The following is a 17,089-nucleotide window of genomic DNA, read 5'->3' on the forward strand; positions in this document are numbered from 1 at the left end:
AACGGGGGGAAGGTATATGCCTGTACATACAAGTTGCAAGAGCATGCGCGCCGGTCGTTCGGCCAGGGCCGGCCGACCCGCGCGGCGCTCCTCCGCCCGGCGGTCAGTACAGCAGCAACGCCACCGGGGTCACGAAGACCAGGGTCAGCACCACCCGCTCGAACCAGATCACGACCATCCGCGGCACCGAGATCGGGATCTCGGTCGCCACCACGCACGGCACCTGGGCCGAGAAGAAGATGACCTGGGAGACCGACACGACGGCCACGATGAACTTCGTCGCCGCGGCCGCCTCCGCCGCCAGCAGCGCGGGCAGGAACATCTCCGCGATCCCGACCGCCGAAGCCTTGGAGGTCAGCAGCGGTTCGGGCGCCTGCAGGATCCACGCGAACGGGTAGAAGAGGTAGCCGAGCCAGTCGAAGACGGGGGTGTAGGTCGCCAGCACCAGTCCGAGCAGCCCGACCGACAGGATCGACGGCAGGATCGCCATCGCCATCAGCAGCCCGTCCTTGACGGTGCGCGCGACGTTCCGGCCGAGCGACGGCGCCTCCGCGACCGTTCGCCTGGCCTCGCCCCACGCCCGGGCGAGCCGCTGTCCGCGGCTGCTCCGCTCCGGTTGCGGCGTGCTGCCCGGGAAGTGGTCCTCGCCGATCTTCGACAGCGGCCAGATGCGCACGGTCACCGCCGTCACCAGGAAGGTCACGCCCAGGGAGGTCCAGAAGTACGTGTTCCAGCTGCTCATCAGGTCGAGCGTCGAGGCCACGACCACCATGAACGTCGCCGACACCGTGGAGAAACCGGTCGCGATGACCGCCGCTTCCCGCGCCGAGTACTTGCCCTCCTTGTACACGCGGTTCGTGATCAGCAACCCCAGCGAGTAGCTGCCGACGAACGAGGCCACCGCGTCGATCGCGGAGCGCCCGGGGGTCTTCCACACCGGCCGCATGATGGGCTGGAGCAGCACGCCGAGGAACTCCAGGAGGCCGTAGTTGACGAGCAGCGCGAGGAACACCGCGCCGATCGGCACCAGCAGCCCCACCGGGATGACGAGCTTGTCGAGCAGGAACGGGCCGATCTCCTCGTCGAACAACCACGCGGGGCCGAAGCCGAACACGAGCAGCGCGCCCACGACCGCGCCGATGACCTTGAACGCCGAGAACACCGCGGCCACGGCGGAGCGGTTCCACGTCCCGGAGGCGAACGGGTGGACGGCACCCGCGAGGATCACCGCGAGCGCGTAGTACGGCAGCGCGCCCGGGATCCAGGACTCGAGGGCGGTCACCGCGTGGTCGAGCAGGATGGAGCTCTTCCCGCCGATCTCCAGCGGTACGAAGAAGACGAGCGCGCCGATCAGGCTGTAGACGAAGAACTTCCACATCGGAGCGCTCGCGCGGGATTCGGGGACCGCCTCCTCGCTGCGCTGCTCTGCCGCCATCTGCGATGCCTCCGTCCGCCGTGGTCGTTGCCGGTGCTCGGCAGCGGTTCCGGTTCTCGCTCGTGCCGATGCCTGCGGTGCGACCGGTCGCCGCGCCTCGTCCGGGAGGCTCCGGGGCGGACGCGCCGGGACCGCCGGTTGCCGGGAGTTCCCGAGCTCCGACCCGGTGCCGGTCCCTCCTGCTGCGCGGAGCCTCCTCGGAGGGGCGGCGGCGTCGGGGTGCGGGTGCGCACGTGCGGTTCGACCGACCGGTAGGAGGGAAGGTATATGCCTGTACATACAAGTTGCAAGGGGATGTGCACGTCGGTCTTCCGCGGACGCGGGCCCGGACCTGTCGCGGAGCGGACGCTCAGGGCGACTCGAAAGCCCCTTCCAGGCGGTACCGCGAGCCGGGGTGCAGCAGTCGCGTCGCGCTCACCAGCTGCTGCTGCGACCAGGTGCGCCGGTGGATCAGCAGGCACGGCTCCGCGGGATCCACGCGGAGCAGCGCGCACTCCTCGACGGTTCCCAGCACCGCCTCCACCACGTGCTCGCCCGCCGTGAGGGGAGCGACCGCGGAGAGGTAGTCGTTCGGCGTCTGCCGCGCGAAGTCCCGGTCCAGGTAGCCGGGGATCACCGCCGGGTTGACGTGGCGGTCCTCCAGCTGGATCGGCACCTCGTCCTCGAAGTGCACCACGCGCGAACGGAAGATCACGTTGTCCGCGGGGAGGTCGAACAGGTGGCGCGTGCGCGGATCGGCCTGCTCCGCCTGCAGCAGCACCACCTCGGTGCGCGGCTCGTGCCCGCGGGAGCGGACCTCGTCGGCGATGTTGTGCACCTCGAACAGGGCTGAACTCCCCTTGCGGTCCGCCACGAACGTGCCCACACCGCGGACCCGCGTGACCAAGCCTTCCGCGCTGAGCTCGCGGAGCGCGCGGTTGATCGTCATCCGCGACAGCCCCAGCGAGTCGACCAGCTGGCTCTCGGACGGGAGCAGCTCCCCCTGCGGCCAGCGCCCCGTCAGCAGCTGCTCCGAGATCAGGTCCTTCAACCGCTGGTACGCGGGCCCGGAGTCCGCACGGTACTCGCGGAAACGTCGGGCAATGTCTGCCGGATCGATCGCCACCGAGGCCACCGCCATCTCCATTCACCGTGCTGTGCGGACTGTCCGGCAGTCTATCGAGCGTCCGCGCGCGGCCGGTGCGCGGATGACGGTGGTCCGGTGCCGCGGAACGTCCGACCGCTGGCGGCGAACCGCCGGTGGTGGGGCAGGAGCCCCTCGCTGCCGGCGCTCTCCGGTTCCGCTACGCCTGCCTCGTCCGCGGTGCCATCGGCACGTGACCGCTCGCGCGGCCGGAGCGGTCCAGCAGGCGTCCCATGCGTTTCGGCGTGCGCAGGTTGACGAGCGTGTGGTGGAGGTCGAAGCCCGGGAACTTCCGGGAGAGGGACTGCTCGAGCCGCTGGATCGAGCCGACCGAGCGGACCCACACCGTGGCGAGCAGGTTGTGCTCGCCGGTGAGCGTCGCGCACAGGCGGACCTGCGGAAGTCCCGCCAGCCCCGCGGCCACCTCCCCGGCCCGGTCCGGTCGGACGCGCCCGCGGATCGTGGCCGTCACCGGCAGGCCGACGAGGGGAGCGGCCACGTCGCAGCGCAGCGACAGCACCCGAGACCGGAGCATCGCGGCGATCCGGCGGCGCGCGGTGGCCGTGCTCGTCCCGGCGGCGCGGGCGAGCGCGGCGCAGCTCGCCCGCCCGTCGACCGACAGCAGTGCCGCGAGCCGCCGGTCCAGCTCGTCCGGCTCGGCGGTCTCGGCGGGGCGGAGTTGTTCCGCCTGCTGCTGCAGGAGGTCGTGCGCGGACGGCTCGAGCGCGTGCAGGCGCCAGTGCGTCCCCTCGCTGTGCAGGTGCGTGACCAGGGAGGTCGACGTGGCGGTCACGCCGGGGGTCCGCTCGAGGCGCTGCGCCAGGTAGTCGTGCAGCGCCTCGAGGTCCTGCGCGGAGACGGTGAGCACGATGTCGTGCGCCCCGGCGGTGATCTCCACGCTCACGCAGCAGGCGTCGCGGACCAGCTCCTCCGCGACCTCCTCCTTGCCGCCGGGGCTGCAGCGCACGGACACGATCGCGACGCAGTACATGCCCGTGGTCCGGGCGCCGAAGTACGCGGTCATCCACGCGTCCCCCCGCGCGCGCAGTCGCGCCCAGCGTCGTGACGCCGCGTCGGCCCTGGTCCCCAGCGAGCGCGCCACGACCGACCAGGGCGCCCGGGGCCAGATCTGCAGCGCGTTGACCAGCGCCAGGTCGGATTCGCTGAGCGTGATCGATCCGCCTCCCACCGCGGATCATTGTGACGATTTCTCCGCGTTCCGGCCACAGGTGATGCCGGATCGCCGCATCATGCCGGCACCTGACGGGAGGAGGCGCGATGACCGCCCGCACCGGTGCCGCGCACCTGCGGTGGGACCTCGGTGAGCTGCGCCGCGGGCCGCACCGGCGACCGGGAGCGGGGCCGCACCTGCCGCGCACGCGGGCGGCCGTTCCCGCCGACGGGTCCTCGCTGCGCGCGGAGCACGCCCCGCGCGAGCTCAAAAACCGTCCACTGCGGACTCCAGGAGGACACTGTGCACGGAGCTTCCCACCAGCCCTCCGGCGAGGACCTGCTCGCCCGGCTCGACCGCCTGCCGGTGTCCAAGCCGCACCGCCGCGTCCTGCTGCAAGGCGGGATGGGGTGGATGTTCGAGGGCTACGACGGCGTGCTGCTCGGGTACGCGGCCTCGGCGGTCATCGCCCTGTGGTCGGTCGGATCGACCCAGGCCGGCTGGCTGCTGTCCTCGGTGTTCATCGGCTTCCTGATCGGTGCGCTGATCTCCGGCGTGGTGGCGGACAGGATCGGGCGCCGCAGGGTGCTGATGTACGCGCTGGTGGTCTACGTGGTGTTCACCCTGCTCGCAGCGACCTCCTCCAGCGCGGGGGAGCTCATCGTCTGGCGGGTGCTCGGCGGCATCGGGATCGGCGCGGAAGCCACCATGATCATCCCCTACGTCTCGGAGTTCCTGCCCGCGCGCAGCAGGGGGCGCGCCGCGGCGAACACGATGATCTTCCTCGGCGTCGGCTACTCGCTCGCCGCGCTCACGGCCGTGCTCGTCATCAGCCCCATGCCCGAGCCGGGGTGGCGCATCGCCTGCTTGATCGGTGCCGCACCGGTGCTGCTCCTGCTGTGGTGGCGGCGCACGCTCTCGGAATCGCCGCGCTTCCTCATCGCGCAGGGGCGGATCGACGAGGCCGCGGCCGTCGTCGAGCGGTTCGAGCGGGAGTCCGCTGCGGACGGCCGGACCGGCGAGGTCGGCGGGACCGCGCCGCCCGCCGAGCCGGATGACGCTCAGCGCGCCTCCTCGGCGTCCCCGCGCAGTGCGCGGGAGCAGCTCCGCGCGCTGTGGCGCCGCGGGATGGCCTCCCGCACGGCGGTCGTGTGCACGTTGTGGTTCACCTACCAGGCCACGCACTACGGGTACTCGACCTGGTTGCCGACGCTCCTCGTGCTCAAGGGCTTCTCGATCGCGGAGAGCTTCTCCTTCGGCCTGGCGGGGGCGCTCGCGCAGATCCCCGGTTACTACGTGGCCGCCGCGATCAGCGAGCGGATCGACCGCAAGTGGTCGGTCGTGCTCTTCCTGCTGGCCAGCGGTGGGTGCGCGGCGGGGCTCGGCGCCGCCGACAGCGCCGTGACGATCTTCGCCTGCACGATCGCCCTGTCGTTCTTCATGAACGGGATCGGCGGGCCGATCTACACCTACACGGCGGAGATCTACCCGACCGAGAGCCGCACGACCGGCATGGGCCAGGCCAGCGCGGTGGCCCGGATGGGAGCGATCCTCGCACCGGTCGCCATCGGCTACCTCCACGCCGCCCTGGGCTTCGGCGGCGTCTTCGCCGTGCTGTGCGGGCTGCTGCTGGTGGGAACGGTGGTGCTGGCGGCGTTCGGCCTGCGCACCGCCGGGCGTTCCCTGGAAGAGCTGCAGCGCCCCACCGCGCCGCCGCGGGGCGCGCAGGAGCGCTCGGCGCGCTGACCCACGACCGCCGCACCGGACCGCGGCTCCTACGCCCCGGCCCGGTCCGCGGGACGTGGTCGCGCGGACCGGATGCTGATGGTGTTGGCGGCGACGATGGCCGCGATGGCGACCCACCCCGCCCACTGCAGCGCCTGCCCGCGCCCGCTCCGCGGTGGTGGGCGGCGGTCGGTCAGTCGATGCGCAGCGCCTCCACGGGGCAGGCCTCCACGCCCTGCTCCGCAGCGCCTTCCTTGCCGGCGGGGACCTCCTTGCCCTGGCCGATGTCGCTGTAGCCGTGCTCGTCGAGCGTGAAGAGCTCCGGGTCGACGATGTTGCACTGGCCGCGGGCGTCGCACAGGTCGTTGTCCACGCTGACTCTCACGGGCGTTCACCCCTTCCCGGCGGTTCGTCCGGTCCGCTGCGCCCGGGCCGGTGACGTGGCGGGACATCACCTGCGGGCCCGCTGGGCGCACCGGTGGCGGTGCGCGCACCATAACGCCGGGAGCGGGAGCGTGTCGCCTTCCCGGCTGCGGCGCGCGCCGATCGGCACCGGCCGCTGCGCCGCAACGCCCCGTCCCGGGCGGGACCGCCGCTGGAACTCCTTGGCACGGCGCGGCCGCTGCGCGTAATCTTCCGCCGTCCACGAATGCGAATATGGTTCACATAACGAGGGGTGCGGGCACATGCCGGTTGCCAGGAGACGGGTACTCACCGCAGCGGCAGCTGCACCGCTCGCCGCGCCCGCGCTCGGCGCGACCGGGACCGCCGCAACCGAGCCGGAAACGGCGGACTACCTGATCGGCCGGGGCGTCGCCGATGTGACCGGCCCGGCCGCCGAGAACGGCATGATGGGCTACTCGATGCCCCAGCAGCAGACCGCGGGGATCCACCTGCGCACGCTGGTGCGGGCGTTCATCGTCGACGACGGCCGGCGCCGCGTCGTCTTCGCCACCGCCGAGCTGGGGGCGCTGTTCCAGTCCGTGCACCAGGAAGTCCTGCGCAGGCTTGAGCGCTCCCACGACGGGCGCTACACCGAGCAGAACGTGCTGCTGAACGCCACGCACACGCACGCCGCCTGCGGCGGCGATTCGCACTACGCCGCCTACGCCCTGGCCACGTTCGGGTTCCAGCAGCAGACCTTCACCGCGGTGGTCGAGGGCATCACCGAGGCGATCGGGCGGGCCCACGAGGACCTCGCACCGGGCACACTCGCCCTGGGGCGCGCCGAGCTGGCCGACGCGAGCGCGAACCGCTCGCGCAGCGCCTTCGACCGCAACCCGCAGGCGGACAGGGACCACTTCCCGCAAGCCATCGACCCGGCGGTGACCGTGCTGCGGTTCTCCCGCGGCGGGCGGGACATCGGTGCGATCAGCTGGTTCGCCACCCACGGCACCTCGATGACCAACACCAACCACCTGATCAGCTCGGACAACAAGGGCTACGCCGCCCACGCCTGGGAACGCGCCGCGGACGGGTTCGTGGCCTGCTTCGCCCAGACCAACGCCGGGGACATGTCACCGAACCTGAACCTGCGGCCCGGCTCGGGCCCCACCGAGGACGAGTTCGCCAACACGCGCATCATCGGCGAACGCCAGCTGCGCGCGGCCGCGCAGGCCTTCCGCGCCGCGCGGCCGGTGACCGGTCCGGTCGAGCACCGGATGCGCTACGCGGACATGTCCGAGGTCACTGTGGACGGTCGCTACACCCCGGACGGGGAGCGGCACCGCACCACCACCGCGGCGATCGGGGTGTCCATGCTGGCGGGCAGCACCGAGGACGGGCCGGGGATCCCGGTCGGCGAAGGCGTGCGCAACCCGCTGGCCGAGTGGCTCGGCGGAGCGGATGCGCCGATCCCGCCGGAACTGGCCGACGAGCAGGCGCCCAAACCCGTCGCGGTGCCCTTCGGCGCGATGCGCCCCTACCCGTGGTGCCCGGAAGTGCTGCCGCTGCAGCTGCTGCGCATCGGCGAGCTGCACCTCGTCGCCGGTCCCGCGGAGTTCACCGTCGTGGCCGGTCTGCGCATCCGCCGCGCGGTGGCCGCGGAGCTGGGGGTTCCGCTGGAGGACGTGCTGGTGCAGGGCTACGCCAACGCCTACAGCCAGTACGTCACGACCCCGGAGGAGTACGACTCCCAGCAGTACGAGGGAGCCTCGACCCTGTTCGGCCGGTACACGCTGCCGGCCTACCAGCAGGAGTTCGCCCGGCTGGCCGCGGCGATGCGCACCGGCGGGCAGCTCCCGCGCGGGCCGGTCCCGCCGGACATGAGCGGCACGCTGCCGGACCTGCAGCCCGGCGTGGTCGGCGACGCCGCACCGCCGGGGCGGTCGTTCGGCGATGTGCTGGCCCAGCCGGCCCGCCACCACCGCCGAGGTGAGCGGGTCACGGCGGTGTTCGCGACCGGACACCCGAAGAACGACCTGCACCGGGGCGGCACTTTCGCCGAGATCCAGCGGCGGCGCAGCGGACGGTGGGAGACCGTCGCCGACGACCGGGACTGGTCCACCAGGTACCACTGGGAGCGCAGCGGCGCGGCGGCCTCGACGGCGACGATCACCTGGGACGTCCCCGCCACCGCGCCCGGTGGCCGCTACCGGGTGGTCCACCACGGCGACTGGAAGGACGCCGCCAGCGGCACCGTCACCCCGTTCACCGCGGCCAGCCGGGCGTTTCGCGTGTCCTGACACCTGCGGCGACAGCGGCGCAGCCTCACGTGCGCGCGTCGCGCAGCGCCGGGGCGCTCAGGGCGGCGGCCGGCGCGAGGGGGAGCTCGGGCAGCAGCGCCGCGTGGAAGGCGTGGTACGGATCCGGCTTGCCCGGCCACACGGTCGCCGAGGGCGAACCGTCCGGGGAGACCTCGTGCAGCCAACTGCCCGCCTCGCGGTCCACGTGGCGGCTCTCGGCGTGGTCCCAGAACGAGCGGTACCAGCGCTCGTACCCGACCTCGCCGGTGCGGCGGTGCAGCGCGGCGGCGGCCATGATCGCCTCGGCGATGACCCAGTGCATGCGCTCGGAGACCTGGGGGCGGTCCGCCCAGTCGAGCGTGTAGACGAAGCCGGGGTGGCCGTCGGCGTTCCAGCCGCGCCGGACGGCGGAGTCGAAGAGGTTCCGCGCGTCGGGCAGCAGCCAGTCCGGTGCCTGCGATCCGAGCGAGGCCTCGAGGTGCAGCAGCAGCCGCGCCCACTCCAGCCAGTGCCCGACCGTCGCCCCGTGGGGGCGGAAGGGGTGCGCGGGCTGGTCGCGGTTGTATTCCGCGACCGGTTTCCAGTCCGCGGTGAAGTGCTCCGGCAACCGCCAGTCGTAGGCCGCGGCGACCTCGTCGATCAGGAATTCGGCGATGCCCAGCGCCCGCCGGTGCCAGGAGCCGTCGCCGGTGACGTCGCCGGCGGTGAGGAACGCCTCGACGAGGTGCATGTTGCTGTTGGCACCCCGGTAGTCCTCGGTCTCCCGCCACTGCCGGTCCCAGCTCTCCCGCGCGAGACCGGTCTGCTCGTCCCAGAACCGGGTGTCGACGACGTCGAGCGCCTCGGCCAGCACGTCCGCGGCGCCGGGGCGCCCGGCAGCGGTGGCGCTGCCGGCGCCGAGCACCACGAAGGCGTGCTCGTAGGCGGCCTTCGTCGCATCCGCCGCGCTGGAGTACCACCCTCCGTGCTCGCCGTCGCGGAGCAGGCCGCGGAACGCGGCGAGACCGTGGTCGGCGAGGTCCGCCGCCCCCGCGGTGCCGAGCTGGTGCGCCAGGCTGAACACGTGCGTCATCCGGCCGGTGAGCCACGTCGCCACCGGGCGCTCGGTCTCCCGCTGCCCCGCGCGGTCGAGCCAGCCGAACCCGCCTTCGGGGGCGCGGGCGGCGCTGACGAAGTCGATGATCCTCGCGCGTTCGGCAGCCAACCGCTCGCGGTGCTCGGCGGAGTCCATTTCGGTCACGGGAGGTCCTCCTCGCAGAATCGGTGCTCCGGTGCGCCGGGTGATGCGGGAGCGGGCACCACCGCTTCCGGCGTCCCGGCGGAATTCACTGCGGACATCCACAGGAGTCGCGGTGGACGAACCGCGACGGCAACCTGTGCTCGCGCGGCGGCCGGTCCGGATGCTCCAGTCGGTCGAGGAGGAGCTGCACGGCCCTCCCCCCGATGTCCTGGCTCGGCTGCGCGATCACGGTCAGCCTCGGAGCGAACAGATCGGCCCAGGGGAAGTCGTCGAACCCGACGAGCGCCAGGTCCCCGGGGACCCGGAGGTCGCGATCGCGCAGGGCCTGCATCGCCCCGATCGTCATGGCGTTGTTCGCTGTGACCAACGCGGTCGGGGGCTGCGGCAGCGCCAGCAGCTCCGCCGTCGCGCGGCGCGCGGCGTCGAACTCGGAACCGCCCGAACGGCACAGCTCGGCGGCCTCCGGGATCCCGTTGCGCCGCAGTCCCTCCCGGTAGCCCGCGCGCCGCTCCGCCGTCGTGCTCATTCCCTCGATGCCGGAGAGGAAGCCGATGCGGTGGTGCCCGAGCTCGGCCAGGTGGTCGACGAGCAGCGCGGTGGGCTCGTGGTTCTCGGCGCTGACCCCGTCGTGGTCGCCGTCGAGCACGCGGTCGGCCAGGACCGCGGGGACCTGCTGCTCGGCGAGGTAGCGCACCGTCCGGGACGGCTCGCCCGAAGGAGCGAGGACCAGTCCGTCCACCCGTCGCTGGACGAGGCTGGAGACGACCCGGAGCTCGTGGGCCGGTTCGTCGCGGGGGTCCGCGACCAGCAGGGTGTAGCCGTGCTCGACGGCTTCGGCCTCGATCCCGCGCAGGATCTCGGTGGAGAACGCGGTGCTGGCGCTCGAGATGACCACGCCGAGCGTCTGCGTGCGCGTGGTGACCAGCGAACGGGCCAACGTGTTGTGGACGTAGCCGCACTCCGCGACCGCGGCCCAGACGGCCTCGCTCGTCTCCGCGCGCACCGCCCGGGTGCCGTTGAGGACGTGCGAGATCGTCGTGACGGAGACGCCCGCGGCCCGCGCCACGTCCGCCATGGTCGCCACGTCCGCCTCCCGTGTCGTCGCGGTGTTCGCCGCTGCGAATCTAGCACTCCGCAAGCGCTTGCTTAAGCGCTCGGCTTCGCCTAGGGTCGCCCATCACGTCCAGCAGTGATCGAGACCACACTTCTCGATCGGGGCGACGGCCCGCACGCCGCGCCCCCGCACCCCTTCGTCCGCCCCGTCGACGCCTGCGCCGTCGACGACCGATCCGCCTCCGCGGGGTGATCCGAGTGAAGGACCGGAGGATACGACGAGCTTCGGCGGTGACCCGGCGCAGCCTCCTCGGCTGGGCGGCAGCCGGGGCGCTGGGCGCCGCGGGCTGCGCCGGTTCCCGGGAACCGGCTCCGCGGAGCTTCCGGTGGCAGGCGATCCCGTCGTTCTCCCTGCAAGCCACCACCGAGGGCATACCCGGATACCTGCGCGAGGCCTTGCGGCGGTACCAGCACTCCTCCGGTTGGCGCGTGCTGCCGGAAATCAGCAGTTCGGACATCACCGCCGCCATGGCCAAGCTGCTCCTGCAGGCATCGCAGGGACGTGCCCCCGAGGTGGCGGCCGTGGATTCCTACGTCTTCCCGCGGTTCGCCGACTACGCCCGGGACCTCGGCGGAGCCGTCGACCGGGCCGGCATTCCGCTGCAGGACTGGTACCCGCAGTTCCGCGCGGTGATGACCGCCGGAGGCGGCCCCACGAGGGCGCTGCAGTTCACCACTGACGTGCGGGTGCTGTACTACCGCAAGGACCTGGTCCCCGAACCACCTGCCAGCTGGGAGGAGGTCTTCGCGGTCGGGCGCCGGCTCGCCGCGCGGGGCAAGACGTTCCAGTTCTGCGGCGGGCGTTCCGAGTCCGGCGTCAACACCGCGCTGTGGCCGCAGTACTGGTCGCAGGGCGGGCGGATCCTCGCCCCGGACGGTTCTCCCGCGTTCGCCTCCGGGCCCGGCAGGCAGGCGATGATCGACAGCCTGGCGTACCTGCGCCGGCTGATCACCGAGGGCATCAGCCCGCAGCGCATCGCCACGATGGAGAGCGAGGACGACGTCAACCCCGAGGTCGTGGCCGGCCGCGTGGGGATGTTCCTCGGCGGGAGCTGGCAGGCGGCCGACCTGCAGGATCTGCTCACCGAGTCCGATTTCGCCGCGGAGTGGGACATCGCGCCGATCCCGAGCCGCTCCGGGGAGGACCACGCCTCCGTGGCCGGCGGGTGGACGTGGGCCTGCTTCGCCGAGGAACCCGAGGTCCTGCGGCGGAGCACCGCGTTCGTCATCGACGCGTTCGTCGACGACGCGGCGATGGCGAGGTGGTGCACGCTCGGCGGGTACCTGCCGCCGCGCACCTCGGTGTACGAGCACCCCGACTACGCCGGTGACGCGTTCACCTCCCGCTTCCGCGAACACCTCGCCCGCTACGCGCGGGCGCGCCCGTTGCAGCGCGAGTACCAGCAGGTCTCCACCGCGATGCAGACCGCGCTGTCGTCGGTCCTGTCGCTGGAGGCGGAGCCGGAAGCCGCGGTCGACGCGGCGCTCGCGCAGATCGTGTGAACCTCGTACCGCACCGGTGACACCGCCCAGGGAGGAGGCCGTGCCGAGATGAGCACGTCAATCCCGCGAGCAGCGCCGACCCGACCGCGGACCAGCGGTGCCGGGACATCGGCGACCAGCCGCCCGCTGCTGTGGTTGCTGCCGCTGGGCCTGGTCCTGCTGGTGGTGTTCTGCTACCCGGTGGTGGAGATCCTCCGGCTGAGCTTCACCGACGCGAGCGTGGTCGCGGGCGAGCCCTACCGGTACACGGCAGCGCCGTACGAGAGCGTGGTGCTCGGCCGGGACTTCGCCGCAACGCTGCGGGTCACGTTCCTGTTCGTCAGCTGCAGCGTGGTTTTCCAGCTGCTGCTGGGTTTCGCGATCGCGCTGCTGGTCGACACGGCCAGGCGCCGGCGGTTGAGCGGAGCGCTGCTGACCCGGACCGTGGTGCTCACCGCGTGGGCGATCCCGGGCGTGGTCACCGGTGTGATCTGGAGCCTGCTGTACCAGGAGAGCTCCTCCGGGATCCTCAACCACCTCGGCGGCCTCGTCGGGCTCTCGGGGGAGATCGCCTTCCTGTCCGATCCGGACAACGCCCTCCTGTCGGTGACCATCGCCAACATCTGGCGCGGCACGGCGCTGTCCATGATCCTGATGTACGCCGGGTTGCAGACGGTCCCGCGCCACCTGCTGGAGGCGGCGCGCATCGACGGGGCCGGGCCCGTGCAGTCGTTCCGCGCGGTGACGCTTCCCGCGCTGCTGCCGCTGATCACGATCAACCTGGTGACGATCACCGTGGAGACGTTCAACACCTTCGACATGGTGATGGCGCTGACCGGGGGCGGTCCCGGAACCGCCACCCAGGTGCTGTCGCTGAAGATCTACGACCAGATCTTCACCCAGCTCTCCCTCGGCCGCGGTGCGGCGATGGCGGCGGTGCTGCTGCTGATCAACGCCGCGATGATCGTCCTGTACTTCCGGTACGACTCCTGGCGGGAGGCGAAGGCATGACCTCCGACACGGCGACGCCCCGGACCGCGCGCGCCGCGCGCCCCACCTCCGCCGGCGCCCCGCGCCGGCGCAAACCGCTGCTGTGGCAGAACGCCGGGCTGTACCTCGCGATGGCGGTGACGATCGCCGCGTTCGCCTTCCCGCTGCTGTGGGTGCTGTCGTTGTCGCTGCGCACGCCCCGCGAGGTCGTGGCGACACCGCCACCGCTGATCCCGTCGGAGCCGCAGTGGGGCAACTACGGCCACGTCCTGGCCACCACGCAGATCGGCGGTTACCTGCTCAATTCGCTGACCGTGGTGACCGGAGCCGTCGCGGGATGCCTCGCGGTCTGCGTCCCCGCGGCGTACGCGTTGTCCAGGATGCACTTCCGCGGGCGCCGCGCCTTCGCGCGCGCCGTCCTCGCGTGCCAGCTGATCTCACCGCTGGTGCTGGTCGTGCCGCTGTACCAGGTGTTCACCGCCGTCGGCCTCATCAACAACTACCTCGGCCTGGTCCTCGTGTACGTGGCGGTGGCCGCGCCGTTTTTGACCTGGTTCCTGCGCAACTACTTCGACTCCGTCTCCGCGGAGCTCGACGACGCCGCGCTCGTCGACGGGTGCTCGCGCCCGCGCGCCCTGCTGTCGGTGGTGCTGCCAGCGGCCGCGCCCGGCATCGCCTCGGCAGCCATCGTGGTGGCGGTCCTGAGCTGGTCGCAGTTCGTCGTGCCGTTCGTCCTGCTCGACGACTCGAGCATGTACCCGGTCTCGGTGGGAGTGGTCAACCTGCAGGACACCGCCGACGGCGGTGCGGTCACCACGCAGTACCTCGCCGCGGGAAGCCTGCTCGCGGTGGCACCGGTGGTCGTGCTGTTCGTCGTCCTGCAGCGGCACATCGTCGGAGCTCTCACCGCCGGCAGCCTCAAGGGCTGAACCCGGAAGCACCGGCTCCCGAAACACCAGACGTCCACGGAACCACCGGACACCGCGGAGCAGTGAGGAGCACGTGACACCGATGCACGACGACCGGCGCACCACCGAGGAGCGGATCCAGCGAGTCCTGCGCGAACGGATCCGGCCCGCCGTCCACCCCGAATCCGTCCCGGTGCACCTGCAGGCGTGGCACGCCCCGGGGGAGCCGGTACCGGTGGAGACCGCCCTGGCGGCCGACTACTCGGACTTCCGGGTCGGGGACTGCTGGGGACCGCCGTGGAGCACCACCTGGTTCCGCGTTCGGGCCGAGGTCCCGCACGAGTGGACCGGCCGCGCGGTGGAAGCGCTGCTCGACCTCGGATTTCACCAGAACCGCCCGGGATTCCAGTGCGAGGGGCTGGTCCACCGGCCCGACGGGACACCGGTGAAAGGGCTCAACCCGCGCAACACCTGGATCCCGGTCGACGGCTCCACCGGTGGTGATCACCGGGTCGAGTTCTTCGTGGAAGCGGCGGCCAACCCGGTGATCCTCGGAGAGCCGCCGTTCGCGGCCACCTCGCTCGGCGATCCCGGGACCGCTGGGGGAGAACCGCTCTACCGGGTGCGGCGGGCCGAGCTGGCGGTCCTCGACGAGCAGGTGTGGGAGCTGGTCGGCGACGTCGAGGTGCTCGACCAGCTCATGCGCGAGCTCGACGTCGGCAACCCGCGCCGGTGGGAGATCCTGCGCTGCCTCGAACGCGCCCTGGACGCGCTCGACCTGCAGGACGTGGGAAGCACCGCGGAGGCCGCGCGGGCCGAGCTGGCAGGAGCGCTGTCCCAGCCGGCCCAGGCCAGCGCGCACCAGCTGTCCGCCGTGGGGCACGCCCACATCGACTCGGCCTGGTTGTGGCCGCTGCGGGAAACCGTCCGGAAGGTCGCCAGGACGGCGTCGAACGTGACGAACCTGATGGACCGGTACCCGGACTTCGTGTTCGCGATGTCGCAGGCCCAGCAGTTCGCCTGGCTGCGGGAGCACCACCCGGCCGTGTACTCGCGGGTGCGGGAGAAGGTGGTGGCGGGGCAGTTCCTCCCCGTCGGCGGCATGTGGGTCGAGTCGGACACCAACATGCCGGGCGGCGAGGCCTTGGCGCGGCAGCTGGTGCACGGCAAGCGGTTCTTCCTCGACGCATTCGACGTCGAGACCCGGGAGGTGTGGCTGCCGGACTCCTTCGGCTACAGCGCGGCGCTGCCCCAGCTGGTCGCCCTGTCGGCCTCGTCGTGGTTCTTCACGCAGAAGATCTCGTGGAACCAGTCCAACCGCTTCCCGCACCACACGTTCTCCTGGGAGGGGCTCGACGGCACGCGCATCTTCACGCACTTCCCACCCGCCGACACCTACAACGCGGAGCTCTCCGGCGCCGAGCTCGCCCGCGCGTCGTCCCGGTACGCGGAGAAGGGAGCCGCCCGCCGCTCCCTCATCCCGTTCGGCTGGGGCGACGGCGGCGGTGGTCCGACCCGGGAGATGCTGGCCCGCGCCGCGCGGCAGGCGGACCTCGAGGGATCGCCGCAGGTGAGCATCGAGCCGCCGTCCGCCTTCTACCGCAAGGCCGCCGCGGAGTACACCGATCCGCCCGTGTGGGTGGGAGAGCTGTACCTGGAGTTCCACCGCGGGACGTACACCAGCCAGGCCGGAACCAAGCGGGGCAACCGCCGCAGCGAGCACCTGTTGCGGGAGGCCGAGCTGTGGGCGGCGACCGCCGCGGTGCGGTGCGGGTCGCCGTACCCGTACGAGCAGTTCGACCGCCTCTGGAAGACCGTGCTGCTCAACCAGTTCCACGACATCCTCCCCGGATCGTCGATCGCCTGGGTGCACCGGGAGGCCGAAGCCTCGTACGAGCTCCTCGCCGAAGAGCTGGAGGTCGTCATCACCCGCGCGCAGGAGGCGCTCGCGGGGCGGGGGGACCGGTCGATCGCGTTCAACGCCGCGCCCCACGAACGGGACGGCGTGCCCGCCGGAGGTGCGGGCGAGCCGACCCCGCCGGCAGCGGCGGCGCGGGTGACCGAGCACGGCGGCGGGTTCGTCCTCGACAACGACGCGCTCCGCGTGGTCGTCGACGCGCGGGGCGCGGTCACCTCGCTGTTCGACCGGGAGTCCGGCCGCGAAGCGGTTCCTGCGGAGCGCGCGGCGAACGTGCTGCAGGTGCACCCGGACCTGCCGAACGCGTGGGACGCCTGGGACGTGGACGCGTTCTACCGCAACTCCGCGACCGACGTGACCGAGGTCGAAGCGCTGGCCGTGGACAGCGACGCGCCGGAGCGCAGCGCCGTCCGCGTCGAACGGCGCTTCTCCCGCTCGACCGTGACGCAGGTCCTCGGCCTGCGCGCCGGGGAGCGGAGGCTGGACATCGAGACCGAAGTGGACTGGCACGAGACGGAGAAGTTCCTCAAGCTGGCCTTCCCGGTCGACGTGCACACCGACCGCTGCGCCTCGGAGATCCAGTTCGGCCACGTGCACCGGCCGACGCACGAGAACACGAGCTGGGACGCCGCGAAGTTCGAGATCTGCGCGCACCGCTGGGTGCACGTGGCCGAGGCGGGGTTCGGCGTCGCCGTGCTGAACGACCGCACCTACGGGCACGACGTCTCGCGCTGGGCCAAGCCCTCCGGCGGGACCTGCACGACCGTGCGCGCCTCGCTGCTGCGCGCGCCGCGGTTCCCGGACCCGGACACCGACCACGGTCGCCACCGGTTCCGGCACGCTCTCGTGCCCGGCGCGGACGTGGGGGAGGCCGTGCGCGAGGGATACCGGCTCAACCTGCCCGCGCGGACGGTGCGGGGCGGACAGGCCGTGCGACCGCTGGTGGAGGTGGACGAACCCGCGGTGGTCGTCGAGTCGGTGAAGATGGCCGACGACCGGTCCGGTGACCTCGTCGTGCGCCTGTACGAGTCGCGCGGGGGGCGCACCGCCACCACCGTCACGGCCGGATTCCCGGTGCTGCGGGCGAGCTCCACCGACCTGCTCGAGAGGGACTGGGACTCCCCGGTGGAGCACGAGCTCGCGCAGCAGCAGCTGCACCTCGCCCTGCGCCCCTTCGAGATCCGAACCCTGCGACTGCGGCGGTCGTGACGACCACCCGCGCTGCGGTCCCGCACGCAGGCGGGGACGGAGTGCGCCTGCCCGGGGACGCGCACGCGGCCTCGCCGGAGCCCGGGCAGGA

12 protein-coding genes are annotated in these 17,089 nt (G+C 72.3%); 6 read left to right on the top strand and 6 right to left on the bottom strand.

From position 1 onward, the window contains the following. Nucleotides 1–103: 103 nt before the first annotated feature. From ACVGV0_RS11125 to ACVGV0_RS11135, 3 genes are all read right to left on the bottom strand, one after another. On the bottom strand, nt 104–1,435 hold the full coding sequence (locus ACVGV0_RS11125; RefSeq protein WP_459159784.1) for a YjiH family protein: 1,332 nt from the start codon (nt 1,433–1,435) through the stop codon (nt 104–106). Between the two features lie 349 nt (nt 1,436–1,784). After that, on the bottom strand, nt 1,785–2,555 hold the full coding sequence (gene hutC / locus ACVGV0_RS11130; protein WP_459159785.1) for a histidine utilization repressor: 771 nt from the start codon (nt 2,553–2,555) through the stop codon (nt 1,785–1,787). 163 nt (nt 2,556–2,718) lie between these two features. Beyond that, nucleotides 2,719–3,747 (bottom strand): Lrp/AsnC family transcriptional regulator, encoded by a 1,029-nt coding sequence (locus ACVGV0_RS11135; RefSeq protein WP_459159786.1) that lies wholly within the window; start codon nt 3,745–3,747, stop codon nt 2,719–2,721. Nucleotides 3,748–4,032: 285 nt separating this feature from the next. On the opposite strand from ACVGV0_RS11135, the gene ACVGV0_RS11140 reads away from it, so the two are divergent. Next, nucleotides 4,033–5,475 carry an MFS transporter gene (locus ACVGV0_RS11140; protein ID WP_459159787.1) on the top strand — a complete coding sequence of 481 codons (1,443 nt, stop codon included), beginning with the start codon at nt 4,033–4,035 and terminating at the stop codon, nt 5,473–5,475. 172 nt (nt 5,476–5,647) lie between these two features. On the opposite strand, the gene ACVGV0_RS11145 is transcribed toward ACVGV0_RS11140, so the two are convergent. Then, the gene (locus tag ACVGV0_RS11145; RefSeq protein ID WP_459159788.1) at nt 5,648–5,839 is read right to left on the bottom strand and encodes a ferredoxin; all 192 of its coding nucleotides are present in this window, start codon (nt 5,837–5,839) and stop codon (nt 5,648–5,650) included. Between the two features lie 301 nt (nt 5,840–6,140). Between ACVGV0_RS11145 and ACVGV0_RS11150 the strand changes: the two genes are divergently transcribed. Next, complete coding sequence (locus ACVGV0_RS11150; protein ID WP_459159789.1) at nt 6,141–8,138, top strand: neutral/alkaline ceramidase; 1,998 nt, start codon at nt 6,141–6,143, stop codon at nt 8,136–8,138. A gap of 25 nt (nt 8,139–8,163) precedes the next feature. Here the strand turns inward: ACVGV0_RS11150 and ACVGV0_RS11155 are convergent, their stop codons facing one another. Together ACVGV0_RS11155 and ACVGV0_RS11160 are read right to left on the bottom strand one after the other, a co-directional pair. Then, on the bottom strand, nt 8,164–9,369 hold the full coding sequence (locus tag ACVGV0_RS11155; RefSeq protein ID WP_459159986.1) for an AGE family epimerase/isomerase: 1,206 nt from the start codon (nt 9,367–9,369) through the stop codon (nt 8,164–8,166). A 94-nt stretch (nt 9,370–9,463) separates the two neighbouring features. Then, the gene (locus tag ACVGV0_RS11160) at nt 9,464–10,453 is read right to left on the bottom strand and encodes a LacI family DNA-binding transcriptional regulator (RefSeq protein ID WP_459159987.1); all 990 of its coding nucleotides are present in this window, start codon (nt 10,451–10,453) and stop codon (nt 9,464–9,466) included. 269 nt (nt 10,454–10,722) lie between these two features. Here ACVGV0_RS11160 and ACVGV0_RS11165 point away from each other — a divergent pair, with 269 nt between their 5' ends. The 4 genes from ACVGV0_RS11165 to ACVGV0_RS11180 all read left to right on the top strand — a co-directional run bounded on the left by ACVGV0_RS11165 (nt 10,723) and on the right by ACVGV0_RS11180 (nt 16,998). Then, nucleotides 10,723–11,994: an extracellular solute-binding protein gene (locus ACVGV0_RS11165; protein ID WP_459159790.1), complete on the top strand. Its 1,272-nt coding sequence runs from the start codon at nt 10,723–10,725 to the stop codon at nt 11,992–11,994. 48 nt (nt 11,995–12,042) lie between these two features. Beyond that, entirely contained in the window at nt 12,043–12,984 is a 942-nt protein-coding gene (locus ACVGV0_RS11170) for a carbohydrate ABC transporter permease (RefSeq protein ID WP_459159791.1), read from the top strand. Then, nucleotides 12,981–13,892, top strand: a complete 912-nt coding sequence (locus tag ACVGV0_RS11175) for a carbohydrate ABC transporter permease (RefSeq protein WP_459159792.1) — start codon at nt 12,981–12,983, stop codon at nt 13,890–13,892. Before ACVGV0_RS11170 ends, ACVGV0_RS11175 begins: the two co-directional genes overlap by 4 nt. 82 nt (nt 13,893–13,974) lie before the next feature. After that, entirely contained in the window at nt 13,975–16,998 is a 3,024-nt protein-coding gene (locus tag ACVGV0_RS11180; RefSeq protein WP_459159988.1) for an alpha-mannosidase, read from the top strand. Nucleotides 16,999–17,089: the final 91 nt, after the last annotated feature.

It is taken from the genome of Salinifilum ghardaiensis (assembly GCF_054491345.1).

Bases quoted from the DNA above. Each gene is read 5' to 3' on its own strand.
- ACVGV0_RS11170 (WP_459159791.1), top strand. From the start codon at position 12,043: ATGAGCACGTCAATCCCGCGAGCAGCGCCGACCCGACCGCGGACCAGC.
- ACVGV0_RS11180 (WP_459159988.1), top strand. From the start codon at position 13,975: ATGCACGACGACCGGCGCACCACCGAGGAGCGGATCCAGCGAGTCCTG.
- ACVGV0_RS11150 (WP_459159789.1), top strand. From the start codon at position 6,141: ATGCCGGTTGCCAGGAGACGGGTACTCACCGCAGCGGCAGCTGCACCG.
- ACVGV0_RS11160 (WP_459159987.1), bottom strand. From the start codon at position 10,453: ATGGCGGACGTGGCGCGGGCCGCGGGCGTCTCCGTCACGACGATCTCG.
- ACVGV0_RS11155 (WP_459159986.1), bottom strand. From the start codon at position 9,369: ATGGACTCCGCCGAGCACCGCGAGCGGTTGGCTGCCGAACGCGCGAGG.
- hutC (WP_459159785.1), bottom strand. From the start codon at position 2,555: ATGGCGGTGGCCTCGGTGGCGATCGATCCGGCAGACATTGCCCGACGT.
- ACVGV0_RS11125 (WP_459159784.1), bottom strand. From the start codon at position 1,435: ATGGCGGCAGAGCAGCGCAGCGAGGAGGCGGTCCCCGAATCCCGCGCG.
- ACVGV0_RS11175 (WP_459159792.1), top strand. From the start codon at position 12,981: ATGACCTCCGACACGGCGACGCCCCGGACCGCGCGCGCCGCGCGCCCC.